Source organism: Rhizobium sp. BK650, assembly GCF_014195325.1.
Lineage (GTDB): Bacteria > Pseudomonadota > Alphaproteobacteria > Rhizobiales > Rhizobiaceae > Rhizobium.
On the sequence record NZ_JACIBK010000011.1, the window covers coordinates 73,257 to 91,373 of the forward strand.

Sequence of the window (18,117 nt, forward strand, 5' to 3'; positions counted from 1 at the left end):
GACAGGACTTCTGGCGGCAATTGGCATGTTTCGGTAAACCTTTGTTCCATGAGACTTATTTCATTGCTCCAGCGAGCCGTATTAATCATAGTCATTTCGGCTATGCCCATAGTCGGCCTATTTCATTCGGCCCATGCTGAGATCAGTGATTGGGCAGAGAACGAAGGCGGCCGAATGCGCCTCGTGGCGCTGCCGCCTGATGGTAATGGCCACATGCGCGCCGGCCTACAGATCGAGCCGAAGCCCGGCTGGATCACCTACTGGCGTGAACCGGGCAATAACGGCATCCCACCGCAGATCACCATTGCACCGCAGAGTGGCGTGACGCTCGATGCGATTTCCTATCCCGTCCCCAGGCACATTACCGATGGCAACAAGGTCGATGATATCGCTTATGACGCGCCAGTGACACTGCCATTGTCGCTGAGGACCTCGAAGACTGGATCGTTTATATTAGACGCCACAGCCTTCGTCGGCATCTGCAAGGATATCTGCATCCCTTTTCAGGCGCAGTTCTCGCTGAAAATCGGGGCAGTCGCCCAGTCGCGGCCGCAGGAAGAAGCGATCCTGCAGGCTGCAACTGCCCGCCTTCCCGAAGCGCCGTCTGCCGATTTCGAGATCGTGGCGCACGCCATGTCACCCGACCTGAAGCAGCTTTCGTTGAAGGTCATGCTGCCGGAAGAGCGGAGCGAGACACCTGATATCATCGTCACCGGCCCGAATGGTTATGCTTTTAGCAGACAAGTGAACACTGCCCGCGGCGGCAAGGCCTATGCCACCGATATCGCCATCGGCAAGCTGCCGAAGGATTATGACATTCACGGCAAGCAGTGGGGCGTGCTGATCATCGATGGTGCGCGGGCGATGGAAACCACACTTGCCTTTGATTGATCGCATCTTATAGTCCCTCGATCCCCACGCGGCGCTGCCGCGGCCAGCCAGAACCGAGGAGGAAATCCATGACCATCGCGATCGGTGACAAGCTTCCTGCCGCCACCTTCAAGGAAAAGACCGGCGACGGTCCGGTCGAAACCAGCACCGAGCAGCTCTTTGCCGGCAGACGCGTCGTGCTCTTCGCCGTACCAGGTGCCTTCACGCCCACCTGTTCGCTGAATCATTTACCGGGCTACCTGGAAAACCGCGACGCCATCCTCGCCAAGGGCGTCGACGATATCGCCGTTCTCGCCGTCAACGACTGGCATGTCATGGGCGCCTGGGCGCAATCGTCAGGCGGCCTCGGCAAGATTCACTACCTCGCCGACTGGGATGCGAGCTTTACCAAGGCGGTCGGCCTTGAGGCTGATCTTTCCGCCGGCGGTCTTGGGGTCCGCTCGAAGCGCTATTCCATGCTGGTTGAAGACGGTGTGGTGAAGTCGCTCAATGTCGAGGAATCTCCCGGCCAGGCAACAGTTTCCGGTGCTGCTGCGATGCTCGAACAGCTCTGAGGCTGAAGCGTATCAGTCGATCAAAAGGCCAGCGGGCGCCTTTCAATGCGGAATGTTGAGACACGCGTCGATATCGCGATGGCCTTCGAATATCTTAACGACCTCGAAGTCATTGCCGACAGAGCGGAATATGATGACATAGTTTTTGTAGGCAAAGCTACGGATGTCGTCGCCGAGTTCCGGGCGCAGTCGTCCGATGTGCCCGGGAGAAAGCGAAGTTGCGGCATATCAATGGCCTTCCTTTGCCAATTCGGCCTCTACCTCGTCCAGCGATGCCTGTAGCTCCTCTTCAGTTATCTCCCCGCCGAGTACGATTGCTTCAGCGATTTCACGGCGCAACGCATTAAGCTTCGCCTCCCGCTCCTCCACCAGTCGCAATCCTTCGCGTACCACTTCGCTTGCCGAACCATATCGGCCATCCTTGACGGCCTGCTCGACACGTTCATAGCAATCGTCTCCGTTCAATCTCGATAACGAAAAACGCGCAATAATTAGCATTGCGTCAAGGTTTCTTCTGCCTCATTCTTGCCGTATTTGTTATAACATAACCGTAATGTTATTACGTATGAAGGGAATAAACTTGCCCAACTCAAAACGTTTCGCCAGCAGTCTCCTCGGGCAATCGGCAGTCCTGCGCGCCTGCGGTGCAACCATTATCGTCTTGCTTCTCTGGTTCGCGATCCATTGGGCGGTCCTGCTGCCATGAGCGCGTCGGCCATTCGCCTCGACAATCTAACGGTCTCCTATGATCGTCATCCAGCGGTTCATCATCTCTCAGGCACGTTTCAGCCCGGCAGCCTGACAGCAATTGCCGGGCCGAATGGCGCCGGAAAATCCACGCTGCTGAAAGCGATCATGAGGGAACTGCGTCCAGCGGAGGGGCGGATGGAGCACCGGCTGCAGCGCACGGATTTCGCCTATCTGCCACAGGCGGCTGACATCAACAGGCGTTTTCCGATCTCGGTGCTGGATACCGTGCTGCTCGGAAGATGGCGCTGGGCGGGCGCTTTTGGCCGCATCGCAAAGCAAGACGCTGCGCGGGCGGGTGCCGCACTCGCCACCGTTGGGCTGGAGGGTTTCGAAAAGCGCCATATCGGTTCGCTGTCAGCCGGCCAGTTTCAGCGTGTGCTCTTCGCCCGCCTACTGCTGCAGGACGCTCCCATCATCCTGCTCGACGAACCCTTTACTGCGATCGACGCCCGAACAACAAGGGACCTGCTCGACATCGTCGCCCGCTGGCATGCTGATGGTCGCACGGTGATTGCCGTGCTGCATGATTTCGAACAGGTGAGGGCGCATTTCCCGCAGACCCTGCTGCTCGCCCGCCGGCTGATCGGCTGGGGGCCGACGCAGGAGGTCATGTCGTCAGCCAATCTTCTACAGGCCCGCGCCATGGCGGAACGGTGGGATGAGGATGCCGAAGCCTGCGAGCCCGCGGCATGACGATCTACGATATTTTCTTCGCCCCCTTCGCCGATTACGGCTTCATGCGCCGCGCGCTCGTCGCCTGCCTGTGCCTCGGGCTGGGCTCCGGTCCGATCGGCGTCTTCCTCATGCTGCGCCGCATGAGCCTCATGGGAGACGCCATGAGCCATGCTGTGCTGCCCGGTGCGGCGGTCGGTTATCTCGTCGCCGGCTCGCTGTCACTGACGGCCATGGGCATTGGCGGCCTCGTCGCCGGTCTTTCCGTCGCGCTGCTGTCGGGTGTCGTCAGCCGCATGACTGTGCTGCAGGAGGATGCGAGCTTTGCGAGCTTCTATCTCGCCTCGCTGGCGCTCGGGGTACTCATCGTCTCGCTGCGCGGTTCCAACATCGATCTTCTGCACGTGCTCTTCGGCACGATCCTCGCGATCGATGCGCCGGCATTGACGCAGATCGGCGCCATCACCTCGGTCACCCTGCTGGCGCTGGCGATCATCTATCGGCCGCTGGTCGCCGAATGCTTTGATCCGGGCTTTCTGCGTGCCGTAGGCGGGCGCGGGCCAATCTATCATTTCCTCTTCCTGCTGTTGGTGGTGCTAAACCTAGTCGCGAGCTTTCAGGCGCTCGGCACGCTGATGGCTGTCGGCCTGATGATGCTGCCGGCAGCGGTCGCCCAACTCTGGTCCCGCAGCCTGCCTGTCATGATGGTTGTCGCGGCGACAAGTGCGGCGGTCTCCGGCTATCTCGGCCTCATCGCCTCCTATCACCTCGAACTTGCCTCTGGCCCGACGATCATCATGACGGTGGCGCTGCTCTATGGCCTCTCGATCTTCTTCGCGCCGTCGGGCCTTGCCCGGCGTCTTTTCCCCCGCCCACATCTGAAGGGCTGATTACAGGAGACACCAATGATGTCTAGCAGATTGCTTCTCTCCGCCGCCTTGCCCGTGCTGATGACGCTTTCGGCCGTACCGGCTTCGGCTGAAACGCTGAAAGTCGTCGCTTCCTTCACCGTGCTTGCCGATGTCGTCCGCCAGGTCGGCGGCGACCACGTCAAAGTCACGAGCCTCGTCGGGTCGAACGGCGATCCGCATGAATTCGAACCGTCGCCGGCCGACGCCAAGGCGCTGAACGCCGCAAAAGTCACCTTCGTCAGCGGCGAGGGGCTGGAAGGCTGGATGGATCGCCTGATCACCGCCTCCGGCTACAAGGGCAAGCCGGTCACCGTGTCAGAGGGCATCAACACCCGCACAATGGAAGAGGATGGCAAGATCGTCACAGATCCGCATGTCTGGAATAGCCCTGTCAACGTGAAGGTCTGGGTCGCCAATATCGAGAAGGCGCTGTCGGACGCCGATCCGGCCGATGCCGCCGCCTACAAGGCCAATGCCGAAAAATATACAAAGAAGCTGGACGAACTGGACGCCTATGCGCATTCCAAATTCGACAAGATCGCGGCTGACCGCCGCAAGGTGCTGACCAGCCACGATGCCTTCGGCTATTTCGGCCGCGAATACAATGTGAGCTTCCTGGCCCCGCTTGGCCTCTCGACAGAAAGCGAAGCCTCCGCCGCCGGCGTTTCTAAGCTAATCGAGCAGATCAAGCGGGAACATGTGAAGACTTACTTCTTCGAGAACTCCAACGATCCTCGCCTCGTCAAGCAGGTCGCCACGGCAACCGGCGCTGAGCCGGGCGGCGAGCTCTACGTCGAGTCGCTGTCGGACGCGAAAGGCCCGGCACCGACCTATGAGAAGATGTTCCACTACAATGTCGAACAGCTCTCCGCCGCCATGGCGAAATCGAGCTGATAGATAGGGCTTCAGATAACCAGATCGAAAACCAGGAGGCCGGCCAGGCCTCCATCCGTCGACGAGACGATGCGCTCACCGACGGTTACATGTTCGGGATGTACGAGATAGCTATCCCGGGCCTCGGGGCCCTCGAAGGTCACGACAAATCCGTCGACGAAACCGCCATGTAACCCCTCGGGCGAAACATTCGGCCCGTACTTAATGTCAAGAATTCCCGGGACCACCCGCTTCAGTGCCACGATCGCGTCGAACAATGCCTGCTTATCGTCAGGTGTCATAGCGCTCTTCAGCCGCATGAATACGCAGTGCAGGATCATAAGGTGCCTCCCGGTTGTGTTTTCGGGCAGAATAGCTATCGCGGCGGGGAGAGCAAGGCAGCAAACCGCCTCCTCCCTATTCACAGGCAAAGATCAGGCCCGCTTCGTCAGCGGAAATCGTTCCCTCAGCAGCCGCAGCACCGATTCCGACGGCATCGGCGGACCGAAGAGATAGCTCTGACCATAGCTGCAACCCATTTTGGCAAGCTCGATCGCGTCCTCGTTGGATCCGATACCCTCGGCGACCACTTTCATCTCCAGCTCGCGGGCCATGGATATGACCGATCTTAGTATGGTGGCCTTCTTGTCGCTGTCGTCGCGGACCAGTGCCTTGTCGAGCTTGATCGTGTCGAAGGGGAAGCGGGTGAGATAGGCGAGCGAGGAATAGCCGGTGCCAAAATCGTCGAGCGCGAGTCCAAGGCCGGCTTCCTTCAGCTTCTGCAGCACGAGACGAGCCTGTTCCGGATTTTCCATCACCATGGATTCCGTCAGTTCCAGCTTCAGCCTGGATGGATCGCAATGGGTCTTTGCCAGCACCGATCGAACGTCGTCGTAAAGCTCATTGTTCAGAAGCTGCACGCTGGAGAGGTTGATGGAAACGAAGATCGGCAGTTCGCCCGTCTGATTCTGCCAGGCCATCAAATCGTTGGTCGCCTGTTCCAGTGCGAAGATGCCAAGTGTGCTGATGATATCGGACGCTTCGGCGATCGGGATGAATTCCGACGGCGGAATGTTGCCGCGCTTCGGATGCTCCCAGCGCATCAACGCCTCGAAACCTGCGATCTCGACATCCTCCAGCCGTGCGATCGGCTGGTAGACCATCGAAAGCTCCTTGCGCTCGATGGCCCGGCGCAGATCCGATTCGAGCTGCAGGCGATCGGTGCCGAAATCGCGGAAAGCCGGCTGGAAGGGCTCCACACGATTGCCGCCAGCGCGCTTGGCTCGGTACATGGCAAGCTCGGCGTCGCTGAGCAGACCCGACGCACTCTCCTGCCGGTCGACCCAGGAGGTGAGGCCGATGGAGGCGGTCAGGATGATTTCCCGGTTGGAGAAGTTGATCGGCACCATGATCGCCTTGCTCATTGCATCGGCGAAATCGGCAACCTTGGCCGGATCGTGTTCGGAAACGAGGATGAGGCCGAACTGGTCGCCGGAAAGGCGCGCCAGCGTATCCTGCGGTTTCAGGAGGCGGCGCAGACGGCGGGTGAGCGCGATGAGGATATTGTCGCCGGCTGCGACACCAAGGGAATCGTTGACCAGCTTATAGCGGTCGATGTCGATCACCATGACGGTCGGGCGCAGCGTCTCGCCGACCGGCGCCAGCGTCAGCACGGACTGCAGGCGATCGATGAACACCTGCCGGTTCGGCAGGCCCGTCAGATTGTCGTGCAGCGCATCCTGCAGCAGCCGCTCGACCGAATTCTTCTGCTCGGTCACGTCGACGATCGTGCCGACACAGCGGATGATCTCGCCATTCGAGCCGAGGACAGGCCGGGCGCGGATCAGCAGCCAGTGGAAATGGCCGTCTTCGGCGCGGATGCGGAACTCGTGATTCAGCCGCCCGCGGCGATGTTCCAAGAGCACGTCGAGCGTGGCGCGGAAACGGTCGCGGTCGTCGGGGTGCAGCCTCGGCAGCCAGTTGCGCGCCGCGCCGTGCATCGTGCCCGGCGAAAGCCCGAGTTTCACGGAAACATCGGGAATGGTGACGACGCGGTCGCGCGCGACATCCCAGTCCCAGACCATGTCGCCGGAGCCCGTCAGCGCCAATGACTGGCGCTCCAGATCGGAGAACAGCCCCTGCTGGAAGGCGCCGCCCGCAAAGGCATGCTGCATGACGGTAAAGCCGATCAGCAACACGATAAGGACGAGGCCGCCGCCGAGTGCAGGCTGGATGATATCATTGTCGAGCCGGCCGGTAATCGTCAGCCACGCGCCGAACAGCCAGACGAGCGTCAGCGCCCAGGCAGGCACCAGCAGGATGGCGCGGTCGTAGCGATTGAAGCCGAGATAGATGATGAGCAGCAGGCCGATCGCCGCCGTCAGCGCAAAAGACAGCCGCGCAATGCCGGCTGCGATCGAGGGATCGTAGATCGCCACACCGAACAGCAGCGCAAGCCCCAGCACCCAGGCGAGCGTGGCATAACCGAGATGCACATGCCATCGGTTGAGATTGAGATAGGTAAACAGGAAGATCACGAAACTGGAGGCGAGCGCCACCTCCGCACAGGCGCGCCATATTCGTTGATCCGCGGAGGCGACGCTGATCAGCTTCCCAAGGAAGCCGAAGTCGACGCAGATGTAGCCGAGCACCGCCCAGGCCAGCGCCGCCGTTGCCGGTAGCATCGAGGTTCCCTTGACGACGAAGAGGATCGTCAGGAAGACCGCCAGCAGGCCGGCAATACCGAGCACGATGCCGCGATAGAGCGTGAAGGCGTTGATCGTGTCCTTATAGGCATCCGGCTCCCACAGATAGATCTGCGGCAGATCGGGTGTGGCAAGCTCAGCAACGAAGGTAATGACCGCGCCGGGGTTCAGCGTGATGCGGAAGACGTCCGCTTCGTCGCTCGGCTGACGGTCGAGCGCAAAACCTTCACTCGGCGTAATCGCGATGATGCGCTGCGAGCCGAGATCGGGCCAGAACAGTTTGGAATTGACGAGGCGGAAGTGCGGCGCGACGATGACCCGCTCGAGCTGCTCTTCCGAAACGTTGGCGAGTGCAAAGACCGCCCAATCACCCTGATGGTTTTCTGAGCTTGCGCGCACTTCAATACGTCGTCGGATACCATCTGCGCCGGCTGCGGTCGAAACCTGAAAGGCCTCCCCCTGATTGGCGTAGATTTCGGTGGTGGCAGTCAGGTCCAGCGCGGTATCGTCGCGGGAAATTTTAACCGGTTCGGCCGCCCGCACGGTACCCGCCGCAAAGGCGAATACCGACAGGAGAAGGGCTGCGATCATCGCGATCACTCGTCCGGATGGCGACGCCAGCAGCATGCGGTTTTTATTCATCGGCTGTTGGGTTTCCTGCCTGTATCCGCGTCCGTGGCCAGACGTGAAAACATCACGTGATCATGCCACTGACCGTTGATCTTCAAATATCCGCGCAGATAGCCTTCCCGCTGAAACCCGGCTTTCTCAAGCAGGCGAATGCTCCGTGCGTTGTCTGGAATACAGGCTGCTTCGATACGGTGCAACTCGAGCCCTGTGAAGATATAGGGAATAACCAATTGAAGTGCGGCAAACATATGTCCCTGACCGGCATAACGCTCGCCCATCCAGTAGCCGATCATGCAGCTTTGTGCGGCGCCCCGGCGGATATAGCCGATCGTAATGCCGCCGACGAGCGTCATATCCTTCTTCAGGAAGATGAAGAGCGGGATTGCCTGTCCTGAGGCGTATTCCTGCTTACCGCGGATGACGCGGGCGCGAAATGAGCCTTCCGTCAGTTCGTCGCGCCGCCACGTCGGCTCCCAGGGTTCCAGAAAGCGGCGGCTGTCGGCGCGAAGCCGGTGCCACTGGTTGAAATCCTGATAGCGCGGCAGGCGCAGGACATATCTGTCGTTCTCGAGTTCGACCGCTTCAGGCTGTCGCGACAGGAACCGAAAAACCGATTTTGGCATCGATACCCTCCGGCGCACCGTATGTGCCGGTCAGCGGCTTGCCTGCATCGTCTTCGGCGCCGAAACCGAGAGCGAGGCGGTGATGTCTTCCATCGGGGCAAGTTGTTCGAGCGGGCCGATCGCCGAAAGCGTCGGAACGGTATCGTAGAAGAGGCGGGCGGCAAGATCGGTCAGGCGCTCGATGGTAATGCCTTCCAGCCGCTCCATCATCTCCGGATTGGAGATCGGACGGCCGTAAAGCATCATCTGCCGGGCGATCTGGCCGGCGCGGGCGGCGGGGCTTTCCTGGCCCATGAGAAGCTGGGCGCGGATCTGGGCGCGGGCACGCTCGATTTCCTTCTGGTGGATGCTGTCTGCCGACTTGTGCAGCTCGTCGATGATGACGGGCACCAGTTCCGGCAGATTCTCGCCGCCGGTCGCGGCATGGATGCCGAAGATGCCCGTATCGGAAAAGCCCCAGTGGAAGGCATAGACGGAGTAACAGAGGCCGCGGAACTCGCGCACTTCCTGGAAGAGGCGGGAGGACATACCGCCGCCAAGGATATTGGCGAGGATCTGCGAGCAATAGAAATCGCGGGCATGATAGGCCTTCCCCTCGAAGCCGAGCAGGATCTGCGCGTCCATGAGGTCGCGTGGCTCGCGCACATTGCCGCCGATATAACGTGCAGCCTCCATGACCGGCGGCGCATTGGGCTCCGTCGGCAGGCTCGCGAAACGGTCTTCGACCATGCGCAAGAATTCATCATGCTCGACGGCGCCGGTTGCCACGACGAACATCCGATCGGTCGTATAGTTGCGGCCGAGATAGGTGCGGATCTGCTGCGGCGTGAAGGAAACGACGGTATCGGGCGTGCCGAGGATCGGCCGGCCGAGCGTCTGGCCGCGATAGGCGACTTCCGAAAAACGGTCGAAGACGACATCGTCGGGCGTGTCGTTGGCTGCGTTTATCTCTTGAAGGATGACTTGTTTCTCGCGCTCCAGCTCTTCCTCCTCGAAGGCGGATTCCGTCAAGATATCGGCGAGGATATCGACGGCGAGCGGTACGTGATCCTTCAAAACGCGGGCATAATAAGAGGTCGTCTCGGTGGAGGTCGCAGCGTTCACCTCGCCGCCGACATCCTCGATTTCCTCGGCAATCTGCCGCGCGGAACGACGTGCCGTGCCCTTGAAGGCCATGTGTTCGAGCAGGTGAGCGATGCCGTGCTCGTCTTCCGTTTCGTTTCGCGAACCTGATTTGATCCAGACTCCAAGCGCAACGCTTTCAAGGTGCGGCATGGTCTGTGTGACTACTGTCAGCCCGGATTTGAGCCGGGTGCACTCAACTGTCATGTGCTATCTTTCTGCGCCTGCCGTCATCTAGCTGCGGGCGTGCTTGCCGATAAAGGTTTCAACCGCTTTAAGTTCGGGCTCGATGATCTGGAAGCGCTCCTCCCTGTGCATCAGATCAGCAAGCCACGTCGGAAGCGCCGGGTCAATACCGGAGGCGGATTTTACGGCTGCGGGGAATTTTGCCGGATGGGCGGTCGCAAGCGTCACCATTGGTGTATTCGGCTTTTCCCGCTTGGTGGCGACGAAGACGCCGATTGCCGTATGCGGGTCGAGCAGATAGCCGGTTTCCGCATAGGTCTTGCGGATCGTTTCGGCCACCTGGCGCTCGCTGGCACGGCCGGCGCGGAAGTCCTTTCTGATGAATTTCAGCGCTTCCGGCGCGATTTCGAAACCATTGGATTGCTTGAGGCTTTCCATGGCGGCGCGCACCTTGGAAGCGTCGCGGTCATAGGCTTCGAACAGCAGCCGTTCAAAGTTGGAGGAAATCTGGATATCCATTGATGGAGAGGTCGTGGCCTTCACCGATTTCATGTCGTAGCGGCCGGTCTTCAGCATTCGCGTTAGGATATCGTTTTCATTGGTGGCGATGACGAGCTTGTCGATCGGCAGGCCCATGCGCTTGGCGCAATAGCCGGCAAATATATCGCCGAAATTGCCCGTTGGCACCGTAAACGAGATCTTCCGGTCCGGCCCGCCGAGTGCGATCGCCGTCGTGAAGTAATAGACGATCTGGGCCATGATGCGTGCCCAGTTGATCGAATTGACACCCGAAAGCTTCACCCGGTCGCGGAAGACGGCATCGTTGAACATGGCTTTGACGAGGTTCTGGCAATCGTCGAAATTGCCCTCGACGGCGAGCGCATGCACGTTGCCGGCCGTCGACGTCGTCATTTGCCGCTGCTGCACCGGTGAAACCTTGCCGTGCGGGAAGAGGATGAAGATATCAGTGCGCTCGCGGCCGCCGAAAGCATCGATCGCCGCACCACCCGTATCGCCCGACGTGGCGCCGACGATGGTGGCCCGCTCACCACGCTTTTCCAGTGCATAATCCATTAGCCGGGCGAGAAGCTGCATCGCCACGTCCTTGAAGGCGAGCGTCGTGCCGTGGAAGAGCTCCATGACGAAGCTATTCGGGCCTGTCTGCACCAGCGGCGCGATCGCCGGATGGCGGAACGTGCCGTAGGCTTCATCGATCATCGTCCGGAAGGTCTCATCCGGAATTTCGCCATTGGTGAAGGGCGAGAGGATGGTGAAAGCAATCTCTTGATAGGTCTTGCCGCGCAAGGCCCGGATTTCCTTTTTGGAAAAACTCGACCATTTGCGGGGAACGTAGAGCCCGCCATCGCGCGCCAGCCCCGTCAGAAGCGCGTCGCAAAAGCCGAGGGAAGGGGCCTCGCCGCGGGTCGAGATATAGTCCACGTTCGTCATCCTTGATTATGGCTTGAGAATTTTCGTGCGAAAACGAGCCGCCGCATCGCCGAAAAGAGGAAGCTTGCCGGGCTGCAGGGGCATGGTCGCAGGTATCCTTTTGAAGTTGCCCGCATCCGGCGCCGAAAAGTGCATCAAAACGGTGCTTACCCAATCGATTTTTCTTTGCGCCGCTGATATAGACCATCGCCAACTGTCATGAAAGGCCTTGCGCGCAAGTCGCAAGTACCTAGAAGAAAAGCGTTTGCAAAGGGTGGAATATCGTGCTTGGCAAGGTCTCGCGTCTCATCGTTTCCGCATCGCTCTTGGCTGCCCTTGCCAGCTGCAATTCACTCGGGATCGGTGGCGACAGCAAGCCTGAAGCGGCCTCTGCCAGCAGTGGTTCCGCTCCGCTTCAGCCGAACGGCAATGCTCAGGTCATGCCGGTCGCGCCTGCCAATCCTTCGTCCAGCCAAACCCCGATCGGCACCGGTGTCACCGCTCAGGGCAAGGTTGCCCCTGTCGTTCAGGGGGCTTGCCCGCAGATATTCCTGCGTGACCAGGATGCGATTTACCGCACCTATGCGAAGGGCGCTAAGAGCGGCGATCCGCAGCAAGTCGTTTTCCAGGCCTCTTTCGGCGATTACACCCGCCAGTGCACGCTGAATGACACGGCGCTTTCGATGACCGTCGTGGCGCAACTTCGCCTCGTCGCCGGTCCGGGCGGCACCCCGGGTCCGGTCACTCTGCCGATCCGCATCTCGGTGCTGGATGGGCAGGATGTACTGTCGTCCGAAGTCATCAACTTCCCGACGCAAATTCCCCCAGGCTCGCCAGGCACGCAGGTCATCTTCCGTCACGAAGGCGTCAAGATGCCGGTCGGCTCCGGCGCACTGGTCCGCGTCAATGTCGGCTTCGACACCCAGCCTGCCAAGAGCGCAAAGAATTCCAAGAAGAAGAGCAGCTGAGCAATCGGCTTGCAACGTCTCGAGAGTTAATGCGCTGAAGTAGCGGCGCGGTGCATGCAGGCACGCGGCAAACGATTATCCATAATATGAAAAGAGTTCGCGGACCTGCGGGCTCGGGATGAACTTCGGCGAGAGGCCGGAGGCAGCGAGGCTGCCGCTCAGAGCACGCCTTCCCATTCGGCGAGTGCCGCGACCACTCCCGGCAGATCGTTCATACGTGAGATGACCGTCTCTGCGCCTGCATCCGTGAGCTTATCTGCATGCGAGGGATAGGTATGCGCGCCGCCAGTGAAGCCGATTACGCGCATGCCGGCAGCACGCGCAGCATGGACCCCATGGGTGGAATCTTCGACGACGATCGTCCTGGAAGGCGAGATGCCCATCTGGCTTGCGCCGTGCAGGTAGATATCCGGCTTAGGCTTGGCCCGGTCCGGGCCGAGATCCTTGGCGGAGAAGATGTTCGGCGCAAACAGCTTCTTCAGGCCGACCTTGCTCAGCATCATGTCGAGGCGCTGGCTCGAGGAGTTCGAGCAGATGCAGCGCTTCATCGACAGCCGATTGACAGCGAATTCGACGCCGGGAATGGGCTGGACTTCCTGTTCGAGCCGAATGTCGAGCAGCTTCTGCGACTGATCGATGAGGGACGCCGAGAGCGGAATGTTGGCTTCCCGTTCGATCTGAAAGAGAATGTCCTGCCATGTAAGGCCGGCGAAACGCTCGTTCATTTCCTCGATGCCGATGGGATAACCTGCTTCCGTCAGCAGCTTGGATTCGACATCTGCCGCAATGATTTCGGAATCGACCAGCACGCCGTCGCAGTCGAAGATAATCAGGTCGAAGCCGTCCATATACTCATGCCCTGTTCAGGATAATGCGCCTTTACACGATGGCGGATAAAAGCTCAACCGATAGCGGAACATGGCTGGAATGCGCAGTGCGGGCAGCTTTACCGGGAGCTCCTTTCATCCCACCTCGACAAGCTCCGCAGGTCTCGCTACTGGATGGCAATGAGCAGGGAACCTGAAGACAATACCATCGCCGCGCGCATCGCCCGCGTGCTTGCAGAGCGCATCGTCCACGGCGAGCTTGCGCCCGGTGCGCGTCTTCGTCAGGACTATATCGCCGAGGAATTCGAGACTAGCCATGTGCCGGTGCGCGAGGCCTTCCGCCGGCTTGAAGCGCAGGGGCTGGCGATCAGCGAGCCACGTCGCGGCGTTCGCGTTGCCTCCTTCGATCTTGCAGAAGTGCGCGAAGTGGCTGAAATGCGCGCCGCCCTCGAGGTGCTCGCTTTGAAACATGCCAGCCGCCACCTGACGCCCGCCATCCTTGATGCGGCGGAAGAGGCGACGCGCGAAGGGGATGCGGCCGCCGACGTACATGCCTGGGAGGAGGCAAACCGCCGCTTCCACCGCCTGATCCTCACTCCTTGCGCTATGCCGCGCCTGCTCGCCTCGATCGACGATCTGCATGCGGCAAGCGCCCGCTTCCTGTTTTCCGCCTGGCGTTCAGGCTGGGAAAAGCGCACCGATCACGACCACCGCGCCATCCTTGCCGCCCTTCGGCAAGGCAAGGCGGAGGAGGCGGCTGCCATCCTCCAGAAGCATGTGCAGTGGATCGGACGCGCTCCGCAGCCCGCTCAAAAGGGCTTGGAACGAGAAGCTTTTGCCATCGTCGGCTGATCCTCCAAAAAATTATAGATAATTTTGGAAGCGTAAAGTTCCTGAAATTTCTGACGTTTCAGTCCCGTATCGAGCCGAGTTCAGATGCGGCATATCTGCATTTCATTTATCCGCTCTTGCTTCGGGTGAAGATCTCGGCCATGAAATAGATGGGTGTCAAAAATTATCTATAATTTTGAAAGGAGAATTTATGTCCCTCTCTGACCAGTCCCGCACCGTCACTTTCGATCCGCTGCGCCTTGCTGCGCGATCCCTGGTCGTCAAATATCTCTTCGTTCTCGCCGGCACGCTCGTGCTTGCGCTGGCCTCGCAAATATCGGTGCCGATGATGCCGGTGCCGATCACGATGCAGACCTTTGCCGTCACCATGATCGGTGCGCTCTATGGCTGGCGGCTTGGCGCGCTTACCGTTCTCGCCTGGCTCGGCGAAGCCATGCTCGGCGCACCGGTGCTTGCAAACGGTTCCGGTGGCATGGCGCCTTTTGCCGGCCCGACCGCGGGTTATCTCGTCGCCTTTCCTCTGATGGCGCTGATGGTTGGCTGGCTCGCAGAACGCGGCTGGACGGGCGACAATATCGTGCGCAGCTTCGTGGCTCATCTTGTTGCCAACATCTTCTGCCTCGCTCTCGGCGGCCTCTATCTGGCCTCTCTGATTGGCGCAGAAAAAGGCTGGCTGCTGGGTGTTGCGCCCTTCATCCTGGGCGGCGTCTTGAAGTCGGCGCTTGCCGCGGCCGTTCTTAAGGGCATCCGCATCTATGGCGGTCAGGCAGAGCTGCGTTGACCGTCAGGCTGCGTGCCCATCATCTGCTCTGTATGCTGACATTCGTCGGTGAAGGCTATACTCCGGCCTTCACCGCCAATTACCGTCGCATCGCAGAGCGCCTTTCGGCCGGAGAGGAGATCGAAATCGTCTCCGGCCCTGACGATATCTGTGCTCCTTTGCTGTCGGAGGCCGCTGCGCATTGTCTATTGCCGAGTCCAAAGGGCCGGGATGAAGCTGCCGCCGAAGCGGTTGACAAGCTTCTTGGCGTGCCGATAGAGCAAGGAGCCCGCCTTGTTCCCGATGAACCGCTGCTGAAAAGACTACGCCGCGCCTTCGCTGCCGATCTCATCCGTGATGCCTGCGAAGATTGCGAATGGAGCGAACTCTGCGGCACCGTCGCCCGCAATCAATTCAGGAACACGTTGGTCGCGCCCTGCTAGAGCAATTCCAGCAAAAGTGCGCAGCGGTTTTGCGTCCGGAATTGCGTGAAAACAAAGAGATAGAGCATTTTCGTGATTCGAAGAAAAACGGAAATGCTCTAGGTTTCCAGCGGAAACAACTTCAGAAACTGCCGCTCGCCTTCGGGTGAAAAGATCACCGAGCGGCTTTCCGGCATCCGCCGTGCCCAGCCTTTCTCCATAAAGTTCGATAGCAGCGCCTTGCCGAGGCTGCCGGCGAGATGGGCGCGACGTTCGCTCCAGTCGAGGCAGGAGCGGCAGAGCGGCCGGCGCGAGGATTTGAGGCTGCCGATATCGATGCCGATCGATCGCAGATCGCTCTCGCCTTTGGCCGTCACCGCAAGTCCGTCGCCGACAGCATCGATCGATCCGGAGGCGACCAGACTGTCCAGCATGCGCACGCCGTAATCGCCGGCAAGATGATCGTAGCAGATGCGCGCCTTGCGCAGCGCCGGATCCTTCGGGCCGGGCTGGTGACGCAGATGCCCGCGGCTCGCCGCAAGACCCATCATGCTTTCGATCAGCCGGGCCACCGCCTCGTCGGCGAGCGTAAAATACCGATGCCGCCCCTGTTTGCGCTGAGTAAGCAAGCCGCCGGTTTCCAGTTTCGAGAGATGCGTGCTTGCCGTCTGCAGCGTGATGCCGCCGGCTGCAGCAAGCTCGGTCGCCGTCAGCGCACGGCCGCCGGTCAGCGCCGCCAGCATGTTCGCGCGCGCCGGATCACCTATGAGTGCACCGATCTGCGCAATGTCGGGTCCTTCTTTCATACTTCGATCGTAACCGAAGCATCCCTGCGCTGCAACGTGCGAAAACTCTTTGCATACGAAAGGAGAAAGTGATGATCACCTGCTTCATCCGCTATGAGATCGACCCCTTCCGCAAGGATGCCTTTGCCGAATATGCCCGCAACTGGGGGCAGGCGATTCCGCGAAACGGTGCTGACCTGATCGGCTATTTCGGCCCGCACGAGGGTTCGGCGACGACAGCCTACGGCGTCTATAATATCGAAGGCCTTGCAGCCTACGAAGCCTACCGCGCGAGGCTTGCCGCTGATCCGCTCGGCCGGGAGAATTACGAATTCGCCCGCCGCGAGCGCTTCATCCTGAAGGAAGACCGTATCTTTCTGAAGAGCGTCTCGGCGCCGCATGCGAAGCTGGTGCTGCCATGATCGCCGTGATCTTCGAAGTCATTCCCTATGTGGGCGAGCGCCATCGATATCTCGACCTCGCGGGCGAACTCAGATCCGAACTGGAAAAGATCGACGGCTTCATTTCCATCGAGCGTTTCGAAAGCCTGACGATGCGCGGCAAGATCCTCTCGCTGTCTTTCTTCCGCGATGAGGAGGCGGTGCGCGAGTGGCGCAATCTCGAAGCCCATCGGGCGGCCCAGAAGGCCGGCCGCAACGGCATTTTCGCAGATTATCGTTTGCGTATCGGCCATGTCGTCAGAGATTACGGCATGGTCGACCGGGCCGAGGCGCCCGAGGATAGCAGGCAGGTCCACATGTCCCCGGCGGCTGAGTGAAATAGGAGCGGGCGTGTCCATGCGCCTGTCCCTTTCTTATACGCGAACCGGAATATTTTCCCGAAACGGGCCTGTGCTTCAGGCTTTGGTAACCAACTTGCGTAACCATAATGGAGAGTTAAGCGTAAAGCGTATGAGTGAGTATCTACATGGCGTCTGTATTTCCGCTTGCCGACCTCAAGACTTCCGTAAAACCGGGTTCTTGGGTTGACACGATCATCAAGGGTGATTGCGTTGCAGCCCTTGAGGCTCTTCCAAGCCACTCCGTTGACGTCATCTTCGCGGATCCACCGTATAATCTCCAACTCGGTGGCACACTGCACCGTCCGGACCAGTCGCTGGTCGATGCGGTCGACGACGATTGGGATCAGTTCGCCTCCTTCGAGGCCTATGATGCCTTCACCCGCGCCTGGCTGCTCGCCTGCCGCCGGGTCCTGAAGCCGACGGGCACGATCTGGGTGATTGGTTCTTATCACAATATCTTCCGCGTCGGCGCCACGTTGCAGGATCTGAACTTCTGGATCTTGAACGACATCGTCTGGCGCAAGACCAATCCGATGCCGAACTTCAAGGGCCGACGCTTCCAGAACGCCCATGAGACGATGATCTGGGCAAGTCCCAACGCCAAGGCCAAGGGCTATACTTTCAACTACGATGCCATGAAAGCTGCCAATGACGACGTGCAGATGCGCTCGGACTGGCTCTTCCCGATCTGCAGCGGTAACGAGCGCCTGAAGGGCGACGACGGCAAGAAGGTGCATCCGACGCAGAAGCCGGAAGCGCTGCTTGCTCGCGTCATCATGGCCTCGTCGAAGCCGGGCGATATCATTCTCGATCCCTTCTTCGGCTCGGGAACGACCGGCGCCGTCGCCAAGCGTCTCGGCCGCCACTTCGTCGGTATCGAACGCGAGCAGGATTATATCGACGCGGCCTCCGCGCGAATCGCCGCCGTCGAGCCGCTCGGCAAGGCGGAACTGACCGTGATGACCGGCAAGAAGGCCGAAGTGCGCGTCGCCTTCAACGTGCTGGTCGAAAGCGGCCTCATCAGGCCTGGCCAGGTGCTGACGGACGCCAAACGCCGCTACAGCGCCGTGGTTCGTGCCGACGGCACGGTCGCCGCCGGTGGCGAGGCCGGCTCCATTCATCGCCTCGGCGCGAAAGTGCAGGGCCTTGACGCATGCAACGGGTGGACCTTCTGGCATTTTGACGACGGGCAATCCCTGCGCCCGATCGACGATTTGCGATCCGTCATCCGCAGTGACCTAGCGAAAGTGGATTAAGCAACAGCTTGCGAGATTGAGATACAGCTTCTTCCGGTTTGTACCTCCAGTTACGGAAGAAGAAACAAGAAGCCCGGGGCCGAAAGATCCCGGGCTTCGT

20 protein-coding genes are annotated in these 18,117 nt (G+C 60.1%); 12 read left to right on the forward strand and 8 right to left on the reverse strand.

What is annotated here, in order from left to right; genetic code table 11:
• The first annotated feature begins 48 nt into the window (after positions 1-48).
• Positions 49-891 (forward strand): protein-disulfide reductase DsbD domain-containing protein, encoded by an 843-nt coding sequence (locus FHX15_RS23410; protein ID WP_184400764.1) that lies wholly within the window; start codon positions 49-51, stop codon positions 889-891.
• 68 nt (positions 892-959) lie between these two features.
• Positions 960-1,445 (forward strand): peroxiredoxin, encoded by a 486-nt coding sequence (locus FHX15_RS23415; RefSeq protein WP_184400765.1) that lies wholly within the window; start codon positions 960-962, stop codon positions 1,443-1,445.
• Positions 1,446-1,673: 228 nt separating this feature from the next.
• Here the strand turns inward: FHX15_RS23415 and FHX15_RS23420 are convergent, their stop codons facing one another.
• On the reverse strand, positions 1,674-1,910 hold the full coding sequence (locus tag FHX15_RS23420) for a type II toxin-antitoxin system ParD family antitoxin (protein ID WP_246779046.1): 237 nt from the start codon (positions 1,908-1,910) through the stop codon (positions 1,674-1,676).
• A gap of 237 nt (positions 1,911-2,147) precedes the next feature.
• Here FHX15_RS23420 and FHX15_RS23425 point away from each other — a divergent pair, with 237 nt between their 5' ends.
• The 3 genes from FHX15_RS23425 to FHX15_RS23435 are packed head-to-tail and all read left to right on the forward strand — an operon-like array spanning position 2,148 to position 4,672.
• Positions 2,148-2,888, forward strand: a complete 741-nt coding sequence (locus FHX15_RS23425; protein WP_184400767.1) for a metal ABC transporter ATP-binding protein — start codon at positions 2,148-2,150, stop codon at positions 2,886-2,888.
• Entirely contained in the window at positions 2,885-3,757 is an 873-nt protein-coding gene (locus FHX15_RS23430; protein ID WP_184400768.1) for a metal ABC transporter permease, read from the forward strand. The genes FHX15_RS23425 and FHX15_RS23430 overlap by 4 nt, the downstream gene beginning before the upstream one ends.
• Before the next feature lie 15 nt (positions 3,758-3,772).
• Positions 3,773-4,672 carry a metal ABC transporter solute-binding protein, Zn/Mn family gene (locus FHX15_RS23435; protein ID WP_184400769.1) on the forward strand — a complete coding sequence of 300 codons (900 nt, stop codon included), beginning with the start codon at positions 3,773-3,775 and terminating at the stop codon, positions 4,670-4,672.
• An 11-nt stretch (positions 4,673-4,683) separates the two neighbouring features.
• Here the strand turns inward: FHX15_RS23435 and FHX15_RS23440 are convergent, their stop codons facing one another.
• The 5 genes from FHX15_RS23440 to thrC form a co-directional block, all read right to left on the reverse strand.
• Positions 4,684-4,992 (reverse strand): Dabb family protein, encoded by a 309-nt coding sequence (locus FHX15_RS23440; RefSeq protein ID WP_184400770.1) that lies wholly within the window; start codon positions 4,990-4,992, stop codon positions 4,684-4,686.
• A gap of 93 nt (positions 4,993-5,085) precedes the next feature.
• Positions 5,086-7,998, reverse strand: a complete 2,913-nt coding sequence (locus FHX15_RS23445; protein ID WP_184400771.1) for a sensor domain-containing phosphodiesterase — start codon at positions 7,996-7,998, stop codon at positions 5,086-5,088.
• Positions 7,995-8,609, reverse strand: coding sequence for a GNAT family N-acetyltransferase (locus tag FHX15_RS23450; RefSeq protein WP_184400772.1), 615 nt, complete (start codon positions 8,607-8,609; stop codon positions 7,995-7,997). The genes FHX15_RS23445 and FHX15_RS23450 overlap by 4 nt, the downstream gene beginning before the upstream one ends.
• A 30-nt stretch (positions 8,610-8,639) precedes the next feature.
• Entirely contained in the window at positions 8,640-9,938 is a 1,299-nt protein-coding gene (locus FHX15_RS23455) for a pitrilysin family protein (protein WP_184400773.1), read from the reverse strand.
• 27 nt (positions 9,939-9,965) lie between these two features.
• Positions 9,966-11,366 carry a threonine synthase gene (gene thrC / locus FHX15_RS23460; RefSeq protein ID WP_184400774.1) on the reverse strand — a complete coding sequence of 467 codons (1,401 nt, stop codon included), beginning with the start codon at positions 11,364-11,366 and terminating at the stop codon, positions 9,966-9,968.
• A 260-nt stretch (positions 11,367-11,626) separates the two neighbouring features.
• Between thrC and FHX15_RS23465 the strand changes: the two genes are divergently transcribed.
• Entirely contained in the window at positions 11,627-12,313 is a 687-nt protein-coding gene (locus FHX15_RS23465; RefSeq protein WP_184400895.1) for a hypothetical protein, read from the forward strand.
• A 158-nt stretch (positions 12,314-12,471) separates the two neighbouring features.
• Here FHX15_RS23465 and FHX15_RS23470 read toward each other — a convergent pair whose 3' ends face one another.
• Positions 12,472-13,161, reverse strand: coding sequence for an HAD family hydrolase (locus FHX15_RS23470; protein ID WP_184400775.1), 690 nt, complete (start codon positions 13,159-13,161; stop codon positions 12,472-12,474).
• A gap of 159 nt (positions 13,162-13,320) precedes the next feature.
• Here FHX15_RS23470 and FHX15_RS23475 point away from each other — a divergent pair, with 159 nt between their 5' ends.
• The 3 genes from FHX15_RS23475 (at position 13,321) to FHX15_RS23485 (ending at position 15,195) form a co-directional block, all read left to right on the forward strand.
• Complete coding sequence (locus FHX15_RS23475) at positions 13,321-13,992, forward strand: GntR family transcriptional regulator (RefSeq protein WP_184400776.1); 672 nt, start codon at positions 13,321-13,323, stop codon at positions 13,990-13,992.
• A 190-nt stretch (positions 13,993-14,182) separates the two neighbouring features.
• Positions 14,183-14,773, forward strand: coding sequence for a biotin transporter BioY (locus tag FHX15_RS23480; protein WP_184400777.1), 591 nt, complete (start codon positions 14,183-14,185; stop codon positions 14,771-14,773).
• Positions 14,770-15,195 carry a DUF1284 domain-containing protein gene (locus FHX15_RS23485; RefSeq protein ID WP_184400778.1) on the forward strand — a complete coding sequence of 142 codons (426 nt, stop codon included), beginning with the start codon at positions 14,770-14,772 and terminating at the stop codon, positions 15,193-15,195. Before FHX15_RS23480 ends, FHX15_RS23485 begins: the two co-directional genes overlap by 4 nt.
• Positions 15,196-15,293: 98 nt before the next feature.
• Here FHX15_RS23485 and FHX15_RS23490 read toward each other — a convergent pair whose 3' ends face one another.
• On the reverse strand, positions 15,294-15,980 hold the full coding sequence (locus FHX15_RS23490) for an ArsR/SmtB family transcription factor (protein WP_184400779.1): 687 nt from the start codon (positions 15,978-15,980) through the stop codon (positions 15,294-15,296).
• Between the two features lie 71 nt (positions 15,981-16,051).
• Between FHX15_RS23490 and FHX15_RS23495 the strand changes: the two genes are divergently transcribed.
• From FHX15_RS23495 to FHX15_RS23505, 3 genes are all read left to right on the forward strand, one after another.
• Positions 16,052-16,381, forward strand: coding sequence for an NIPSNAP family protein (locus FHX15_RS23495; protein ID WP_184400780.1), 330 nt, complete (start codon positions 16,052-16,054; stop codon positions 16,379-16,381).
• Positions 16,378-16,737: an antibiotic biosynthesis monooxygenase gene (locus tag FHX15_RS23500; RefSeq protein ID WP_184400781.1), complete on the forward strand. Its 360-nt coding sequence runs from the start codon at positions 16,378-16,380 to the stop codon at positions 16,735-16,737. Before FHX15_RS23495 ends, FHX15_RS23500 begins: the two co-directional genes overlap by 4 nt.
• 149 nt (positions 16,738-16,886) lie before the next feature.
• The gene (locus FHX15_RS23505) at positions 16,887-18,017 is read left to right on the forward strand and encodes a site-specific DNA-methyltransferase (RefSeq protein WP_184400782.1); all 1,131 of its coding nucleotides are present in this window, start codon (positions 16,887-16,889) and stop codon (positions 18,015-18,017) included.
• The last annotated feature ends 100 nt before the right edge of the window (positions 18,018-18,117 follow it).